At 48.0% G+C, this 18,533-nt stretch carries 14 protein-coding genes; 13 read left to right on the top strand and 1 reads right to left on the bottom strand.

Annotated features, from left to right (window positions below):
* The 8 genes from PKO01S_RS18695 to PKO01S_RS18655 all read left to right on the top strand — a co-directional run.
* The coding region (locus tag PKO01S_RS18695; RefSeq protein WP_164779669.1) for an RHS repeat-associated core domain-containing protein at positions 1 to 820 on the top strand (820 nt) is incomplete at its 5' end.
* Positions 821 to 830: 10 nt separating this feature from the next.
* Positions 831 to 1,214: a hypothetical protein gene (locus PKO01S_RS18690; protein ID WP_127532962.1), complete on the top strand. Its 384-nt coding sequence runs from the start codon at positions 831 to 833 to the stop codon at positions 1,212 to 1,214.
* A gap of 1,649 nt (positions 1,215 to 2,863) precedes the next feature.
* Positions 2,864 to 3,703 carry an amidohydrolase family protein gene (locus PKO01S_RS18680; RefSeq protein ID WP_127532960.1) on the top strand — a complete coding sequence of 280 codons (840 nt, stop codon included), beginning with the start codon at positions 2,864 to 2,866 and terminating at the stop codon, positions 3,701 to 3,703.
* A gap of 7 nt (positions 3,704 to 3,710) precedes the next feature.
* Positions 3,711 to 4,655 (top strand): aldo/keto reductase, encoded by a 945-nt coding sequence (locus PKO01S_RS18675; protein WP_127532959.1) that lies wholly within the window; start codon positions 3,711 to 3,713, stop codon positions 4,653 to 4,655.
* A gap of 119 nt (positions 4,656 to 4,774) precedes the next feature.
* Positions 4,775 to 6,886 (top strand): glycoside hydrolase family 36 protein, encoded by a 2,112-nt coding sequence (locus tag PKO01S_RS18670; protein ID WP_127532958.1) that lies wholly within the window; start codon positions 4,775 to 4,777, stop codon positions 6,884 to 6,886.
* A 190-nt stretch (positions 6,887 to 7,076) separates the two neighbouring features.
* Positions 7,077 to 7,994: an ABC transporter permease subunit gene (locus PKO01S_RS18665; protein ID WP_127532957.1), complete on the top strand. Its 918-nt coding sequence runs from the start codon at positions 7,077 to 7,079 to the stop codon at positions 7,992 to 7,994.
* Positions 7,991 to 8,896: a carbohydrate ABC transporter permease gene (locus tag PKO01S_RS18660; RefSeq protein WP_127532956.1), complete on the top strand. Its 906-nt coding sequence runs from the start codon at positions 7,991 to 7,993 to the stop codon at positions 8,894 to 8,896. Before PKO01S_RS18665 ends, PKO01S_RS18660 begins: the two co-directional genes overlap by 4 nt.
* Positions 8,897 to 8,959: 63 nt before the next feature.
* Complete coding sequence (locus PKO01S_RS18655) at positions 8,960 to 10,747, top strand: type 2 periplasmic-binding domain-containing protein (RefSeq protein WP_127532955.1); 1,788 nt, start codon at positions 8,960 to 8,962, stop codon at positions 10,745 to 10,747.
* Between the two features lie 95 nt (positions 10,748 to 10,842).
* Here the strand turns inward: PKO01S_RS18655 and PKO01S_RS18650 are convergent, their stop codons facing one another.
* Positions 10,843 to 11,643: a helix-turn-helix transcriptional regulator gene (locus PKO01S_RS18650; RefSeq protein ID WP_127532954.1), complete on the bottom strand. Its 801-nt coding sequence runs from the start codon at positions 11,641 to 11,643 to the stop codon at positions 10,843 to 10,845.
* Between the two features lie 116 nt (positions 11,644 to 11,759).
* Here PKO01S_RS18650 and PKO01S_RS18645 point away from each other — a divergent pair, with 116 nt between their 5' ends.
* From PKO01S_RS18645 to PKO01S_RS18625, 5 genes are all read left to right on the top strand, one after another.
* On the top strand, positions 11,760 to 13,565 hold the full coding sequence (locus PKO01S_RS18645) for a cache domain-containing sensor histidine kinase (RefSeq protein WP_127532953.1): 1,806 nt from the start codon (positions 11,760 to 11,762) through the stop codon (positions 13,563 to 13,565).
* A 10-nt stretch (positions 13,566 to 13,575) separates the two neighbouring features.
* The gene (locus PKO01S_RS18640; protein WP_127532952.1) at positions 13,576 to 15,180 is read left to right on the top strand and encodes a response regulator transcription factor; all 1,605 of its coding nucleotides are present in this window, start codon (positions 13,576 to 13,578) and stop codon (positions 15,178 to 15,180) included.
* Between the two features lie 171 nt (positions 15,181 to 15,351).
* Positions 15,352 to 16,710, top strand: coding sequence for an ABC transporter substrate-binding protein (locus PKO01S_RS18635; RefSeq protein WP_127532951.1), 1,359 nt, complete (start codon positions 15,352 to 15,354; stop codon positions 16,708 to 16,710).
* An 89-nt stretch (positions 16,711 to 16,799) separates the two neighbouring features.
* Positions 16,800 to 17,684 (top strand): carbohydrate ABC transporter permease, encoded by an 885-nt coding sequence (locus PKO01S_RS18630; RefSeq protein ID WP_127532950.1) that lies wholly within the window; start codon positions 16,800 to 16,802, stop codon positions 17,682 to 17,684.
* 18 nt (positions 17,685 to 17,702) lie between these two features.
* On the top strand, positions 17,703 to 18,515 hold the full coding sequence (locus PKO01S_RS18625) for a carbohydrate ABC transporter permease (RefSeq protein WP_246070633.1): 813 nt from the start codon (positions 17,703 to 17,705) through the stop codon (positions 18,513 to 18,515).
* Positions 18,516 to 18,533: the final 18 nt, after the last annotated feature.

The following is an 18,533-nucleotide window of genomic DNA, read 5'->3' as shown; positions in this document are numbered from 1 at the left end:
CGTGACTGACCCAGTTGAAAATTCATTTGGCTACTCAGGCGAGATGTGGGATAAGACAACGGGGTTGCAATATTTGAGGGCTCGTTGGTATGACCCAAGCATGGGGCGGTTTATTAATGAGGATACGTATGAAGGGGAACTGACGAATCCGCTGAGTTTAAATTTGTATACGTATGTGGAGAATAATCCGCTAGGGTATACTGATCCGTCAGGCGCAGTAAAGGTATCTATACCGTCAGTGTGGAAGAAAATAAAAAAAGGAGCTAACTGGGTTGTAGGTACACTTAATGACCAACAACAGTATATTCAGAGGCAGGTATGGAAGGACGTACTGGTCCCTCAGTTTATTGAAAGCAAAGGATTCTATTTAACAGGAGAGTTGCTAAGACATTCTCTTCAAGATAAACCATCTGATTTACTTTTAAATGATCAGTCATCGTATGAAGTTAATCTTGTGAAGGAATCTGCTGAATATAAACAATTATTAGGTAGCTTATTAAATAGTGAGCAAGCAAAAAAAGATGGTTATTTTTACAAAGACTCAAGTCTTAGTTTTGAGAGTGGAGATCTAAAGGCTGCGATCCACAATGCATATTTTAAAATATATGGAGAGAGGCAACAAGATGGGGCTTGGAAGGTAACAGCAGCATTTAGTGATGTATATGATTTTAAATGGGAAAATTTACTGCCGTATCTAACTCAAGGTGATCTTGACCAATTAATGTTTTGGTTTGGTAACGATCTTGCATTTTTAAGTCAAGAGACTACTGCAATAAACCAATTCACAACAACAATAGTGGTTCATGATACAATAAATTGAGGTGATAAATATGCTGCAAAAATCAGTTATCTTTATTTTGGTTTGTTTAATTCTGGTTTCCTGTTCACAGACTCATACAGAATATAAGTACTCGAAAGGGAAAGATACAGTAAAGATGTTTGGAGATGGGACATTCGAATTACAGAGAGGTTATAATTTTGATGAGAAAAGGAAAATTATTACTTTGTACAATCATCAAGAACAAGATATTTTAAAAAAAAATGTAGCAGAGAACATCTTATCTTATAAGGTAGAGGGGGAATTTGCATATTTTTTAGACGATACAGGCAGGTATTTGCTATTGGATATAAAACGGAATGAAATAAAAGTTAGTAATGACTTAAGTGCTTATACACAAGAACAACAACAGATCTTCAATAGCTTACATCAGTAATGTTCGAAGATTTATTATGGTTCACAGCCGGTCTGCCTGAAAGGTAATCAACCGCATTACAGAAGGAAAGGGAACAGGGGCCTTCGAGCACCGTCATGGTTATTTCGGCTTAGCGGCGTCTATCGAGCGAAGGCGGATTCTAACGGGGGGTCCTTGTGAAAGTTCCGCCGCTGGCCGCAGGCGAGTAGCTGTCGGTGTTCTTGACGGATGCTGCGGGTAACCGAAGCAAGGAGAGCGAATTAACGGTTGCTCCGGCGAAGTAATAGGATGTAAGAATATAGAGATGAAGAAAGGCAACCGATTACGTCTGCCTCAGAGTGTCGAGAAAGTCCAACGGACTTTTCGGCACTTTTATTTTTCTGTGAAAAGAATAACGCACGGATGAAGGATATCGTGTTTGAAGGGCGCGGAGGGTTCTGGAAAATAGCAATAGGATGCTCGGGAAACGAATTTTTCGATTCCATATTTAGCTTACAAATATTTCAGTTAATACTTATTAGTTTAGGGGTCTGGCGGGCATGTTCTCCAAGTAGCCTTGCTTCGTTTTAAGCATGTGGTAGAGGATGACTAGCATCTTTTTTTGCCAGAGCGACGAGCGCTTTCTTCTTACCGCGACGTGAGGCTATCGACCAGAACTTAACAGATAACCGAGTATTTCGAGTTTTAGATGCCGCCCAAGCTGCTTCGCATAATGCGACTTTAATGTGAGGATTGCCTTTTACTGCCCGGGTACTTTTTTTGACCAGCGCTTTCGTGGTTTCCCGGCGCTCCCCCTGCCCATGAGGTTAAGTGAGCAGCTGTAGGGAGTTGCTCCATGTTGTTCCCATCTCGGCAAGAATGCTCGCAGCGGTTGTTCTCTTGACCCCTGGGATGGTCTGCATGAGATCCATTTCTTCTTTGTAGCTTGCGATGTATTGTTCGATGCGTTCATCTAGCTTGCTAATGGATTCTTCATAAAATGCCTATATTCCTAAGAATTTATCAAAAGATGACAACGCAGAGTGTTACTACGTTTATTCAGATTCGACTTGAATCATTTAATTAGAAGTTAATGCGGGGATAATTGAAGATAAAGGTGTTGAAGAAATATCAGTGTTCGTAGTGACGATTTACAAATTTTAAGAACTAAGAAGGCATTCGAGACTAAGAGATCGAGCTATTTCAAGTTGTTTATGCTTGATGAAGAGAATTGGACGAAATCGTCGCATTGTGGTAAAGAACTTAATGATAAAATAAGAGACCGATAGATGTTTTGGGCCTGGAGAGACTATTACCTCCAGGTTTTTTTTTGTTGGTCTGTTGGGCTTATAGATTAAGTGCAGCTTTACGAGAAGCCAGCGAGCTAGAGTCTGAACAAATAGCTTGAACCGTTTATAGTAAAATTGGAGCATTGTTCCACTCTTATGTTTTAATATTATCATTACCGATAACAATAACGTTTGAGTCACGAACTTTTTTTTGGCGTGTTCATCCAATCGCCATTATCGGCATTTTCAAGTACGTGCGTTAGGTATTAGTGCGGTCAGCCTTCAATGGATGAGTATGCCTCCTAAAATATCAAATTCGGATATAAATACGCAATTCCCAGCCATTTCATTTTCCGATTCTGCGGGTAAAATAAAGTTCAAACAGAGAGGAGAGAGCTTCGGATGAGAATCGATGCCCATCAGCATTATTGGTCGATGTCCCGTTCAGATTACGGGTGGATTACGCCCGAATTGCCGGTACTATACCGGGACTACTTGCCGGATGATTTGAAAGCTCACCTGGAGCGGCACAACCTGAACGGAACAATCGTCGTTCAAGCCGCCCCTACGGCGGAGGAGACGGAGTACTTGTTCGCGTTGGCTGACCGATCCGAATCGATTCTCGGCGTGGTCGGTTGGTTGGACCTGTTCGATCCCTCCCATCGAGAGCAATTCGAGAGATACCGCAAACATCCGAAATTCGTCGGGTTCCGAATCATGATCCAAGACATGCCCGATGCGAACCGTGTGCTGGAGCCGGCTTTCTTGAAAGCGCTTCAGGAATATGCGGCTATGGATGTTCCCGTCGATTTGCTTGTAAAATCAAGCCAGTTGGAGGTACTTAGCGCGCTCCTCGAAGCCGTTCCGGGCCTCCGGGGCGTCATCGATCATATCGGCAAGCCGTGTATCTCGGAGCAGATTTTCGAGCCATGGGCGTCTCAGATCGAGCAGGCGGCCAAGCATCGGAACATCTATTGCAAAATTTCCGGCATGGTCACGGAAGCGGATCACGCGGCTTGGGAGCCGGATCATTTTAAAGCGTACGTTGCGCATGTCGTTCGTGTCTTCGGAGCGGAGCGGGTGTTGTTCGGCACGGATTGGCCCGTTTGTTTGCTCGCTGCGAGCTATGATGACGTGGTGAACGTACTCGAATCTTCGATTCCGGAAGCTTGGGGAGAGCCGGAGCGCGCGAAGCTATATGGGGACAATGCTATGAAATTTTATAAGCTGAGGACGGAGTGAAACGACGATGAAATATCGCATTCTTGGAAGAACAGGATTGGAAGTTTCGACCCTTAGCTTCGGCGCGTCCTCCCTTGGGTCCGTCTTTCGGCCGACAGATGACGGAGACGCCGTTCGTACCGTACATGCGGCACTTGACGCAGGGATCAACTATATCGACGTCTCGCCTTATTACGGAGCGACGAAAGCGGAGATCGTTCTGGGCAAGGCAATCGCCGAGACGAACCGTGATCGGTTTTATTTATCTACCAAAGCGGGGCGTTACGGTGTCGATACGTTCGATTTCTCTGCGGCGAGAATCGAATCGAGCTTAGAGGAGAGCCTGGGCCGGCTGAATACGGACTATGTCGATATCTTGTTCCTGCACGACATCGAATTCGTCGATCCGCGGATCATTCTGGAGGAAGCGATTCCCGCGCTGAACCATCTGAAGGAGCAAGGGAAAATCCGATTCTCCGGCATCTGCGGATTGCCGCTCGCGCTATTCGAGCAAATGCTTCCGCAATTTGAAGTCGACGTGATTATCTCCTATTGCCATTATAGTCTGAACGATAGTTCCTTGCTGAGATTGCTTCCGTTGTTGGAACGAAGCGGCATAGGTCTCGTCAATGCTTCTCCGCTCTCGATGGGACTGCTCAGCACACGAGGAACGCCTGATTGGCATCCGGCGAGCCAAGAACTCAAAGAAGCTTGTCTTCGAGCCGCGAAGTTAGCGGAATCGCGTAAAGCGGATATCGCGAAGTTGGCGGTCCAATTCTCGACGAGCAACGATCGAATTCCGACGACGTTAGTGAGTACGGCAAATCCGGACAATATTATCCGCAATGCCCGATGGATCGATGAGCCGATGGACGAAGAACTATTGAACGACGTTCTGGAAGCGCTGAAGCCTGTTCAGGGGCGAACTTGGGTCAGCGGGTTGCCTCGGTACAACGGAAATCTAATTGTCTAATGAGCTGTCCGGCGTTATCGGACTAATCAGTAATTCGGAATCGGAATCAACGATAGTAAATACGTGCTACGAGAAAGCTGTATTCGGGGCTTTCTCGAGGTTATTAGGAGCGCATATGGATGGAATTATACTCTAGCTTTATATTTGGGGACATTGCTGTTCAATATTGGAAGGAACCGATCAATGGGCAAGTCGGATTGACTCTTATACCAAGCACGTTAGTCGAGCAGGTATCCTCCGAAAAAATATACGCTATAGATCCATTAGTGCAAATAAAGCTGATTGGCGATGATTATTCCGGCGGGTTCGCGCAAGGGATAACGATGAGGAACTCCGCGTCGGTATCCCATTTCCGGATGAAGCAGCAAGTGGTGCTGAGCAATGAAGCCGGGGATCAGTTCGTCGTCTCGAGATTCGGTCATGAGCATATCCTTGGGCTTGAACTGGAGCATAAATTGAGCTTCTTTAAAGGCTGCGCTGCGTTGGAATCGCAAACGGTCATGATGAACGACAGCCGGGAGAGCGTACAGCTGGAGATGATCTCCAGCTTCTCGATCGGGGGAATCACTCCATTCGACCAAGGGGATGCTCCCCATACTCTTCTTATGCATCGAATGAGAAGTAAGTGGAGCACGGAAGGAAGGTTGGAGTCTCGTACGATAGAAGAGCTTCAGCTGGAACCATCCTGGTCCAAACACGGGGTGAACAGCGAACGCTTCGGCCAAGCCGGATCGATGCCCGTACGCGGTTTTTTCCCTTTTGTGGCCATTGAAGATAAGACTCGGCAGGTCATTTGGGCGGCGCAGCTAGCTCATCCGGCCTCATGGCAAATGGAAGTCTATAGACGGGATAACGCTCTCTGTCTGTCAGGCGGATTGGCAGACCGCGAGTTCGGACATTGGGTAAAGCGACTCGAACCGAAAGAAAGGTTCTCCACCCCGTCCGCATACTTGACCGTCGCCGAGGGAGATATCGATAACGTATCGCAGAGACTTACGCAGCTGCAAGCCCGGGCACTAACCGGCCTTCCTGAGCGCGAAGAAAAGTTGCCTATTGTATTCAATGAATTTTGTACGACATGGGGTGAGCCATCCCATGACAATCTCGTTCGAATTGCCCGGCAGTTAGAAGGCTTGCCCATTGAATACTTTGTTATCGATGCAGGCTGGTATGCAGCGAAAGGAAAAGGCTGGGTGGGGAATGTGGGGGACTGGGTGATTTCACCTGAGTTATTCCCTTCAGGACTCGAGGCAACGGTAAATGAAATAAAAAAATGCGGTATGATCCCAGGCATTTGGTTCGAACTGGAAACCTGCGGTCCGCTTGCCGACGCCTATCATTGGAAAGAGCATTTGCTGCAAAGGGACGGTATTCCGATAACTTCGGGGCAAAGAAGGTTCTGGAATTTTCGTGATCCATTCGTAATCGATTATTTATCGGAGAAAGTGATTCAGTTCCTTAAACGTTACGATTTCGGATATTTGAAGATCGATTACAATGAAACGATAGGGATTGGCTGTGACGGAGCCGAGTCGCTTGGCGAGGGATTGCGCCTGCATTTGGAAGCGGTTCAAGATTTCATAAAGCGAATCAAGAGGGAGCTTCCTCATCTTGTGATTGAGAACTGTTCGTCGGGCGGGCATAGATTGGAGCCCTCGATGATGGGCATTACGTCCATGGCTTCATTCTCGGATGCCCATGAAGAGCTTGAAATTCCGATCATTGCCGCGAATATGCATCGCGTTATTTTGCCAAGACAAAGCCAGATTTGGGCCGTTTTGCGCAAGGATGATACGATAGCCAGGCTGCGTTATTCGATCGCGAATACGTTTCTAGGCCGAATGTGCCTTTCCGGAGACGTTTGTGACTTGAATGTTGAACAATGGCGAGTCGTTGAAGAGGGCATAAGCTTTTATCAACGAATAGCAGACCTTATTAAGGAGGGGATCAGTTATCGATACGGGACTCCGATCGATAGCTACCGCAGCCCTCTTGGCTGGCAATGCATGGTGCGAATGAATGATGAAGCGACGAAGGGGGTTGCGATCTTTCATACCTTTGGCGGAGCACTGCCGGAGCGTGTGGACATCGAATTGCCAGCGACTGCTCCGTTCCATATTGAGAGTATTTATTCTGATAGCAACGGTGATGTCGAGATGAAGCACGGTATGCTCTCGTTTCGTGTAAGAGGGAATTTCACAGCAACCGCTGTATGGTTGAAATCTTCTTAATATAATGATAGATCAATTTTCGCTTTGGATACATCATTGTTTTGAATGCGGTAATAACATATGATCTCAATATGTAAACGCTGTCACTAGTTTGGGCTCCTTGGATAAGAGAGAAGAAAAGTTCAATTTTTGTTAGTGAATTTGTATGGACGATACATTGCCAAAAAGTTTGAAAGGTGATGCGGTGCATATGAAAAACAGCAGCAGCTTGAAAAGGTTGTCCGTTCGGAAATTTCTTTATATCCTTCCTTTTATGATTCTACTCGGTATCTTCGCTTATTATCCGCTTTACGGATGGGTTTATGCTTTCTTCGACTATAAGCCGCCCATTCCTCTATCCCGTTCTGAGTTCGTTGGTTTCAAGTGGTTTCATTCCTTGGTAGAGAATCAGGTCAAAATCGATCAGTTGCTTCAGGTCATCAAGAACACGTTCGGCATGAGCGGCATGACTTTGCTCTTTTCTTGGCTTCCTATGATTTTTGCAATCTTCCTGACCGAGATCAAAGCTGTCCGGTTTCGGAAGTTCATTCAGACGGTCACCACTCTTCCGAATTTTATAAGTTGGGTTCTGGTCTATTCGCTGGCGTTCTCCATGTTCTCCAGTGAAGGGATCATCAACGGATTGTTGAACGAATTGGGATGGATCGATTCTCCGATTCTATTCCTGCAAAAGTCGGACCATGTGTGGTTGACGATGTGGATGTGGACCACATGGAAGGCTTTGGGTTGGTCGGCCATCCTATATATCGCAGCGATTATGGGAATTGACGATTCGCTTTATGAAGCTGCCCATGTAGACGGCGCAACGAGAATGCAGGTGATACGGCATGTGGTATTGCCGAGCATGCTCCCAACCTATTTCGTACTGTTGATGTTGCAAATCGCAAGTTTCCTGAACAATGGCCTTGAGCAATACTTCGTATTCCAGAATGCATTTAATAAGGAACACATTCAGGTTCTGGACTTGTACGTGTACAACCTGGCAATGGGTGGCGGCAGTTACTCTGTGTCCGTCGCGGTCAGCATGCTTAAGAGCTTGATTAGTGTCGTTCTTCTCTTCTCAGTGAACGGGTTATCCAAATTGACAAGAGGAGAGAGTATCGTATGAGGACCTACCGGCTAGGAACAACCGACAAATTGATATCCGTATTGGTTTATACTTTGTTTTCCTTGTTCGCTCTCGTCTGTCTGTTTCCGTTCTACACCATCATCATTAATACCATTAGCGCTAACGATATTAGCGCTAGAGGCGATGTGTCGTTTTTTCCGAAACACATCCACTTTCAGAACTATGTAGATGTGTTCAAAATACCGGGACTTTGGGACGCTGCTCTCATATCCTTGGGAAGAACGGTGATCGGAACGACTCTAACGGTAGGGGCTTCGGCTTTTCTCGGCTTCATGTTCTCCCAGGAGGATATGTGGAAACGGAAATTTTGGTATCGATTCACGGTTATAACGATGTTTTTTAATGCGGGGATCATTCCGTGGTATTTGACCATGAGATCCCTTCATCTAACAAACAATTTTTTGGCCTATATTCTGCCGACCATCGTCGCTCCCTTTTTTATCATCTTGGTCAAGACATTCGTAGAATCGACGCCGAAGGAATTGCAACAGGCGGCCAGCATCGATGGCGCCGGGACGATGACGGTCTTCTTTAGGATCATGCTGCCGATATGCAAGCCGATATTGGCGACGGTTGCCATATTCGCGGCGGTAGACCAGTGGAATTCGTTCCAAGATACGTTGTTGTTGATGACAGACAGCAAACTCTATAGTTTGCAGTTTATTCTCTACAACTACATCAATCAGGCAAGCTCGTTATCGACAATGGTCAATCTGCAAAATGCCGGTTCTACGGCCTTAACCAGTCTTGCGACCAAGCAGACGACGACTTCCATCCGGATGACGGTAACCGTTATTGTCGTCGCGCCTATTTTGCTGATCTATCCAATATTCCAACGGTTCTTCGTCAAGGGGATTATGATCGGTGCAGTGAAAGGTTGATTGCGCCATTATAATAGTTTCACCGTTTAGATCAACTCTGATAGAATCTTGGGGGGATTACGAATGATCAATATTGGAAAATCAGGAAAGAAATCCATGTTGGCGTCGGTGGCAGGTCTTCTCTTAGTGTCAGTCGCAATAGCCGGGTGTAATAGCGGATCCGACGATAAGTCGACGTCATCCGGCGAGCCGACAAGCTCCAATACGGGAGCTTCTGCATCCGGGATCGATCACAGTAAGCCGCTTACCATTACCGTGTTTGACAATGCGGCGAACTATCAAGGGGAGCAGACGGGGTGGTACGGCAAGTTAATTAAGGACAAGTTTAACATTACGTTGAACATTCTCGCTCCTCAGGTAGCCGGCGACCAGCTGTACAAGACAAGATCGGCTGCGGGAGATCTTGGTGATCTTCTCATTGTGGATAACAGTCAGTTAGAAGAACTGATTCCGGCCGGACTGGTCATGGATTTGACGGATAAGCTCAAAAATACGACCTACTTGTCCAAATACGTAGACAATCATTTCAAACCGTTCAATGCCGCCTTCGATAAAGTGAATCCGGAAGGCAAGATTTATGCGATGCCGACGTTCGAAGCGGACACTTCGCCTACGACCTTCTCGGAAGAAATTCCTTACTCCAGCCCGATTATGCCATGGGATTACTATAAGGGTGTAGGGGCTCCAAAGCTGAACAATTTGAACGATCTTCTGAACGTGCTGAAGCAGATGCAAGAGAAATATCCGAAAACCCCGGACGGAAAGCCGATCGTACCGATCACCCTGTGGAAGGATTGGGACGGCGGCACCGGCGCCATGGAAAACGTTCGCTGGCTCAGCAACTGGTACGGCTATGAGAAGCCGGACGGCACAACGACGATCCAACTGAACGCGAAGGGCGATATCGTGCCGATCATCGACGACAACAGCATGTACAAGAAGATTCTGCAATTCTTGTTCGACGCCAACCAAATGGGATTGGTCGATCCCGACTCTCCATCCCAGGATTGGAACAAAGTCGCCGAAAAACTGACCAATAAGCAGGTTCTTCTCTTATGGTACTCCTGGCAAAGAGGTTTTTATAACTCCATTGAGAGAGGCCAAAACGGCGACGGCAACGTATCCGTTCCGATTGCGGACTCACGAATCATTCAGACCAGCGATGCTTACTACGGAAACGGCAGAGTATTCGCCGTCGGTTCGAAAGCGAAGAATCCTGAGAGGATCGTAGAGTTCATGGACTGGCTCGTTTCTCCGGAAGGAATGCGTTACTATACGAACGGCTTCGAAGGTTTTAACTATGAGAAAACGACGGACGGCAAATTCAAGCTGACCGAGGTCGGTCAAACCGCATTCCAGAAAAATACCCCTGTTCCGGATCAGTACGGAGGCGGCGGATATCAGGACGGCCAGAGCAAGCTTAATACGATGATCATGAGCGATTTTTCTGTAGATCCGGATACGGGAGAGTTCTATAACAGCACGTACTGGAACTCAACCCTTGAAGCGAATAAGACGGCTCTGACGAAGGATTGGCAACAGACCTATAATGCAACGAACGCTACCGATTATTACTTGAAAAACAAGATGATCGATATCGTGCCGAATATTAATACGAGTCTCGGATCCGATTCTTCCGACATTAAAGACAAACGCAGCCAGATTTCGGATTATGTTAAGAACACGTCCTGGAAAATGGTATTCGCCAAAAACCAAGGGGAATTCGACCAGCTGTGGACGAAAATGCAGAAAGACGTAACCGGCCTCGGTTGGAATGAGGTTTTAGCCGTGGATACGGAAAAAGCGCAGAAAATCGTTAAAATGCGCGCGGATGCTTTAGCCAGCAAATAATAGTATAGGTTAGATCCTATAGCCATGAGGGATATGTATTCTCCACATATCCCTCTTTTTTTAATTCATACTCGGAGGAAAGCGGCTAAGCAGGATTAGAATCGTATCGGTTCTTCTGGCGAGGCATTTCTATGAGTGACGTGAGTTTTGAACTTTTTGGGTGTGAATCCGGTCGTTTGTTTGAATTGCCGACAGAAGTGTTCAACATTGTGGTAGCCGCATTGAAAAGCGACTTCCGCGATGCTTTGGGTGCCATGAAACAAGTATTCTTTAGCCAGTCGAATTCGGCCGTTAATGACATCTTCCATGCAGGAAATTCCGAATTTTTTTTTGTATAGGATCTGCAAATAACCTGGGCTAATGCGGAGAATATCCGCCATCTTCGAAACCGTCCAAGAGTCGCTTGGGTTATTCTGAATGGCTGAGCGAAGTCTTAACAGACTGTAATATTGGGACGTAAAGCCGTTATGAAAATAAGATTCCAAAAGCTTGTTGAACAGCGTTCGCAGCAAGCTATCAATGGAAGAGTTCTTATAGTCTCTGTTAAAGGTATGCTCAATGACCAGAAGCTCGAATAGCTTGTGGCAATAGTCGGGATCATCCAAAGAAAACGGAACGCCGAAAGGCAGAGAGGTTTTCGAAATATAAGGTTCGTCGGATTCGAATCGAATCCAGTTATTGATGTACGTATCAGAGCAAGCCCGATAATAAATCTTTTGATTCGCTTGATAGAGAATAGCGCTGTGAGCTGGATATTCCTTCAGTTCTCCATCGACCCAGAATTGGGCTGGCGTCTTGGTGCAGACGAGGAGCCAGCAATGATGGCCTTGAGGAATGTCGAATACAAAATTGTTCGCGTGCGCAGCATCGCATTCCACATAGTAAATATGGTTCATCCGATACGCTCCTTCTCTCCTGCGATTACATCTTATTGCTAATTATAATAGGAAGAGGATAGAGATGCGAGATCGTTAACATACGCCTGACAGCAAATGCGGAAGGAAGGGCTCTAATGGAATGGATTTCGCAAGCGTTCGACGGGATTTCAATCAAGAACAAAATCTTTATTACGAACATCGCGATTATCGTCATTGCGGTCTCCACGCTTGCCGTATTTGCGAATGTCGTTTCACAGAAAGCGATCATTCAGAAAGCGATCAATATCTCGTCGAGGGAGCTCGTTCTCATCAACAACAACCTATACACGTTGATCACGACTGTGGAAGACTATTCCAAAATATTGGCGACCGACTTTCGTCTGCAGAGCGAGCTTTACAACGATTTTCTCGCGAATAACGAATTGTCCGATTCGGGGTCGACGAAGGATTTGCAAAATTTATCGATGAACAAAACGCTATCTGAAGTCATCAGCAACATCGTCGAACCTAATACCAACATTAAGGCGGCAAGCGTGCTTACCTCGAACCATCAGTGGGTCGACGTTGGATTTGCCGACAACGATTTTGCGTCGAGCGTATTCGGCTCCGGCCTTGAACTGCCGGATCGAACGAATCTGCCGGTCTGGACGGATTTGATCCATTTCAAGTTTCGCTATGAAGGGTTTCACGACATATTCGCCGTGCGTAAATCCGTCATTCATAAGGACTCTGGCAAAACGGTAGGCATGGTCGTTCTCTATATCAAAGAAGCCGTAATCGCATCAATATACGAGAGGGAAATGAATTACAAGGGCGGGGAATTTTTTATTCTGGATGACAAAGGGACAATCATTTCCTCGCAGAACAAAGCGAACCTGTACCATGACTTCATCGAGGTTTCATCCATCGCGAATCTGGACTTGAAGGGCAAGAACGAAAGCTTTATCCGAGAAAGCGGCAGCGAGACGGTGCTCATATCCACGCAGCGGTTCGAACCGTTGCAATGGACGATCGTAAGTGTGATTCCGATCGATGAGATCACGGCGGAACGCAAGAAAATTAACGAAGTGATCCTGCGCGTCGGCTTGCTATGCTTGCTGCTTGCGCTTGTCGTCTCGTTCCTATTGTCGCGTTCCATCACGAAACCGATATTCCGGCTTTCCAAGACGATGAGGGACATTCGTACCGGACGCCTGAACGCCAGAAGCTCCTACCATTCCGCGGATGAAATCGGCTATCTAAGCGAAGGATTCAATAACTTGATGGATCAGATCGAGGCGTTGATGGCCGAGAACGTGGAGGAACAGCGGACGAAGGCGGAGATCGAATTCAAGTTGCTGCAAGCTCAGCTTAAGCCGCATTTTCTGTACAACACCATCGAGACGATCATCTCGTTAGTCAAGCTGAATATGAAGCCGGAAGCTATGGCTGCCGCGAGAGAATTGGCCCAATTCTATAAGATTTCGCTAAGCAAAGGCAGCGATATTATCACGATAAAAGATGAGATGCAGCTAACGCAAAGCTACTTGCAAATTCAGCAGCTGCGGTATGTGGAATATATGGAATCCAGTATGTCCATCGACGACGAGATTCTGGAATGCCCGATTCCGAAGCTAACGTTGCAGCCGATCGTGGAAAACGCCATCTATCACGGTCTGAAGCGGAAGACGGAAAAAGGCTCGTTACGGATAACGGGATACCGCAGCAATGGGGAAGTGCGAATCGAAATATACGACGACGGAGCAGGAATGGACGAATCGCTAATCAAGGCCATATTCAGAGATACCGGCGGTCCGGGGGGGCAGACGGGCTTCGGCGTCAGAAGCGTGCATAATCGCATCAGAATGCTCTACGGAGATCAGTACGGCTTGGAAATGGAAAGCGTAGTCGGCTCTTATACGAAGGTTATTATTCATTTGCCGTTCATCAAACCGTCCTAGGAGGTTCGTGATGTTCAAAGTGATGATCGTTGACGACGAATATTATTTCAGGCAAGCGTTGAAAATCTCGCTTCCGTGGGAGGAGTTGGGCTTTCGCATCGCGGGTGAAGCAAAGAACGGAGAGGAAGCGCTGGCGCGATGGGACGAAATCGATCCGGATATCGTATTGGTCGACATCAATATGCCCATCATGGACGGCATAGAACTGTTACAGAATGCCAAGCAAAGGGAGCATGCGGCGAAATTTATCGTACTGACGGGTCATAGCGAGTTTACATATGCCAAGCAGGCGATGCAGCTCGGCGTGTTCAATTACGTGCTCAAGCCGATCGACGAGAACGAGCTCAGGAGCTCCCTGATCGACGTGAAGAATCTCATTTACAAGGAGCGCGCGATCCGGCTCGAAATCGAGCAATTAAAACAGCAGGAACAACAATATATCCCCGTGCTGAAGGATCGGTTTCTGAACGAATGGCTTCAAGGCGGCGCCTCGGATCCTTCTTCAATTGATGAGCGGATGCGCCATTTAGGTATCGAGCTGAATGCGCCGGGCTATGCGGTCGTTGTCATCGACATCGATGCTAGCGAGGGGCCGGCGTCCGAAGAAGAACGGAACATTCGAAAGCTCGCCATTCGGGATATCGCCCAACAATTTATGCAAAGCTGCTTTCCTCATGCCAGCTGTTACGATCCGCATGATCGGCTAGTCCTTATTATTGGCTGCCTGGACGGATCCGCCGATAAGCTGCACGCGCTTCTGGCAGCTGTCAGGAACGCGGTGCGGACGACGCATAATTTTTCGGTTACGATCGGCGTCGGCAATGTATGCCGGGACTTCGAATCGATTTCGGTATCCTACAAGGAAGCGGTTGTCGCCCTGAAGCATCGGTTTGTTCTGGGAGGAAACCAAGTCATTCCTCATGCGATGATCGCAGATTCGGGGATGAAGCGAAGCTTATTCTCCGTCGAGAAGAGAAGCAGTCTCCTGATGTACATGCGGGTCGGGAACGGATCCGAGACGGAGGAATGGCTCGCGGCTTTCTTTCGCGATGCCCGGGCCAAGAACGCGTCCATGGAGATGCTCCTTGTGGCGGGACTTGAAATCGTATCCACTTGTTTGGAGTTTCTCGCGGAGATGTCACATTCTATTGATCAGGTATTTCAGGATGCAGCTCAGCCCGATATCATGCAGCTTATTCAGCAGATGAACACGTTCAGCGAACTGGAGAGTTGGATTCGCAGTCTGGTCCTCAGGGCAATGGAGAATGTGCACGGCAATAAAAAGAAGAGAGCCGGCAAAGTCGTCGAAGAGGTAAAATCGTATATTCTAAACCATTATTTCAATGATGAGCTTAGAATCGAGGATATCGCGAGAAACGTGCACCTGAACTACAACCATCTCTGCTATGTGTTCAAGAAAGAAACCAACATGACCATCAACGATTATTTGACCGAGGTGCGCATGGCCAAAGCGAAGGAACTGTTCGACCGGGGAGAGAAAGTTGTCCAAACGATCGCCAGTCAGGTAGGATATGCGGATGCCAATTATTTCGGCAAATGCTTTAAGAAATATACGGGGATTTCCCCCAGCAAGTACGTGAACAACATCGGCTAGTTCTCTTCGCTAGACGCTGGGAGCCTCGATCAACAGCTCTCAGCGTTTTTTTATATTTCCCCTACAATATTCCTGCTGGACCGAGAAACGTCTCTGTATTAATCGTGCCGGTCAGCCTACAATGAATTCAAGAAATGATACCGCTTACAAAAATAATCAGGAGGTCAACAAATGAATAAGGCTATCAAGGTACTCGGTTATTCGGCTCTGTCCGCAGCGCTGCTAGTTGCTTCGGCGTGCAGCAAGAAAGAGGAGACTTCAGAGTCGCCGTCCCCTGCTAATACGGCGACTCAAGAGGTTGCCAAAGAAGACGTCAAGCCGGCAAGCGACAAGAAAGTCAAGCTGAGAGTTATCACGATCACGACAGACGAGAACCGCAACAAGATTATGGAGAATTACATCAAGCCAGGAGTCGCCGAGGCGTTCCCGAACTATGAAATCGAGTTCGAGCCGGGCGGCGGCGGGGAAGATATGGCGAATAAATTGAAAACGTATAACGCTTCCGACGACATGCCCGACGTCTTCTGGAACGACGCCGGCTACTTCACGCCGTTGAAGAATACCGGCAGCATTATGGACCTGACTTCGGCGATCACCGCGGACGGCTTCATCGGCAAGTATGCCGTGCCGGATGCCCTTAAGCATATCGACGGGAAAATTTACAGCCTGTCTTCCGGCGCGGACACGTATTTTACGCCGGTCATTTTCTACCACAAGGACATGTTCGAGCAAGCCGGCGTTCAAGTGCCGACAACGTTCGATGAGCTGATTGCGGCAGCGAAGACGCTCAAAAGCAAAGGCATGGTGCCGGCGGTCACGCCAGGCAAAGACGGATGGGGACCAAAGCTGTTCATGCTGCAGCAGATGATTCAAATCGGCGATCCGCAAGCAATGATGGACCTCGTCGCCAATAAAACGGATTTCGACAATCCGGCGGTTAAGGCAGGGGTAGCGCGCATCGAGCAAATGGCCAAGGAAGGCGTCTTCCCGGATGGGGTCGCCAATCTGGATTACGGCCCGGCTAACGAGATGTTCACGTCGAAGAAGGCCGCCATGTACTGGATGTTTACGTGGGAGCTTCCGAACTTGGCTAAAGACGACTCGGTCGACTTCTTCCCGTTCCCTAGCGCAAGCGACAAGTACGACTCAAGCAAGTTCGTTCAATTCTGGGGTTCGCCTCTTAACGGATATGCGGTCAGCGCGAAGACGAAGCATCCGGAAGAAGCCGTCAAGCTGGCAGAGTTCCTGGCTATGGCCGACGCTAAATTCTTCGAATCTACAGGCGCGCCGATCGCTTTGAAGACGGGCAATTCGACATCCGAGCCGGGACCGCTGATGAAGAAATTCGTAGATTGGTACAATCCGATTCCGACGAAAATCGCTTCGCTTGCTCTGAACTCCCTCGATGCACGGACTTCGGCGGAGCTTGCGACGCAAGGCGCCCGACTGCTGACGGGACAATACTCCGCGGATGACTTCGCCAAGGAAATGAACAAGTTGTGGAAAGAAAACACATGGTTTAACCAATAATGCGTGATCGACGCTGACCCGAACCGGAAATCCCCCAGGACCTCATCCTGGGGGATTCTAAACAAAAAAACGAAACTATGGAGAGAAATATGAACAAGTACTTCAGCACAAGGATGTCCATATTCGTGTTTGCCGCCCCTGCGCTGCTGTTGTTCAGCGTCTTCTGTGTGTACCCGCTGTTGCCGCAGCTGTGGATGAGCTTGCACGATCATGACGGCTTTCGGAATCTGGGGTTCGTCGGCTTGGATAATTACCGTGAGGTGCTCGCGGATTCGTCTTTCTGGACCGCCCACAAAAACACTTATCTAATCGTAGGCATTTCCGTCTTTCTCGGATTGCCGCTATCGATGATTCTCGCATTGATTATGGATTCCCAGACGCCGAATTTGCGCCGTTTCTTCAAATCGGCCGCCATGTTTCCCGCCATTCTGTCGGTTACGGTCGTCGCCCAGATCTGGGTCGCTTTCTACGAGCCCAATTGGGGGTTGTTCAACGGTATCCTGCGATCGATCGGACTCGATTCCTGGACCCGTTCCTGGCTGACCGATCATCGAACGGTTATGCCCAGTCTCGGCTTGACGTTCCTGTGGCAATATATCGGGTTGAACGCCATGCTGCTCTACACGGGAATTAAGACGATCCCCAAGCAATATTACGAGGCGGCTTTGCTAGACGGCGCCAGCTTCGCACAAGTAAGCCTTCGGGTCACGATTCCCTTGCTGCGGTACGTCATCAATTATGTCGTTATCCTGTCCGTGCTAGGGTCGATGGCTTTCTATTCGCATGTGCGCGTCATGACGTCGGGAGGTCCAGGCGATTTATCAAGAACGGTCGTGTACCAGATGTACTACACCGCATTCGAAACGTCGCAATTCGGCAAAGGTACGGCAATTGCCGTGCTGTTCGTACTGGAATGCCTAGTGATCTCCTTCATCATCCAACGGTTCGCCGCTAGAGAAAAACTGGAGTTCTAGGAAGGAGAGAGACCAGGTTTGAAACTCATCACCCGCGCATTTTGGCTTGTTGTCGCTTGCACGTTTTTGTTCCCCTTGTACTGGATGTGCTCGATGTCGTTCAAAACGAAGAGCGAAGCTTACGATAACCCTTTCGGTTTCCCCCGGACTTGGGATTGGCACAACTTTAGCGAAGCGCTGTCGAAGTATCACTTCTTCGTATACTTTAAGAACAGCTTGATTTATGCATCGGGGACGATCATCGTTACGCTGGTGACAGGGGCCATGCTCGCCTATTGCTTGAGCCGAATGCAATGGAAATTAAACGCGGCGGTTCTTCTTTATGTTTCGCTCGGCTTGATCGTGCCCATAGAAGTGGTCGTCATTCCGCTATTCCAATTGATCAAGGAGCTTCATCTCAAAGAAAGCTATTTCGGTCTCATCTTGCCGTACGCCGGATTCTCTCTCTCCTCTTGCGTGCTGATGCTGTACGCGTTTCTTCGTACGCTGCCCAAGGAACTGGAAGAGGCTGCTTGCATCGACGGCACCAACGTGTATCAAACGTTCTTCCGAATCATCCTGCCGATCGTCGTTCCCGCGCTCGTGACGCAAGGCGTTCTGGTGTTCATGCGCATCTGGAACGAGTTTCCTCTTGCCTTCATTATTGCCTCCAAGGATGACTTCAGGCCTCTCACCGTTGGATTGCTCGGCTTTTTCGTCAATGTCGGCGTTTCGGATTGGGGAATCATCGGGGCATCCATGCTGCTGTCGAGCTTGCCTACGCTGATCATCTATCTCATCGGCAACGAGAAGATCGAGAACGCTCTGACGGCAGGGGCAATTCTGAAGTAACGATTCGGCGTTGCTTGC

Source organism: Paenibacillus kobensis NBRC 15729, from assembly GCF_004000825.1.
GTDB lineage: Bacteria > Bacillota > Bacilli > Paenibacillales > Paenibacillaceae > Paenibacillus_T > Paenibacillus_T kobensis.
The sequence above is the reverse complement of the archived record's forward strand: the minus strand, read 5'-3'. Positions and strand labels throughout refer to the sequence as shown.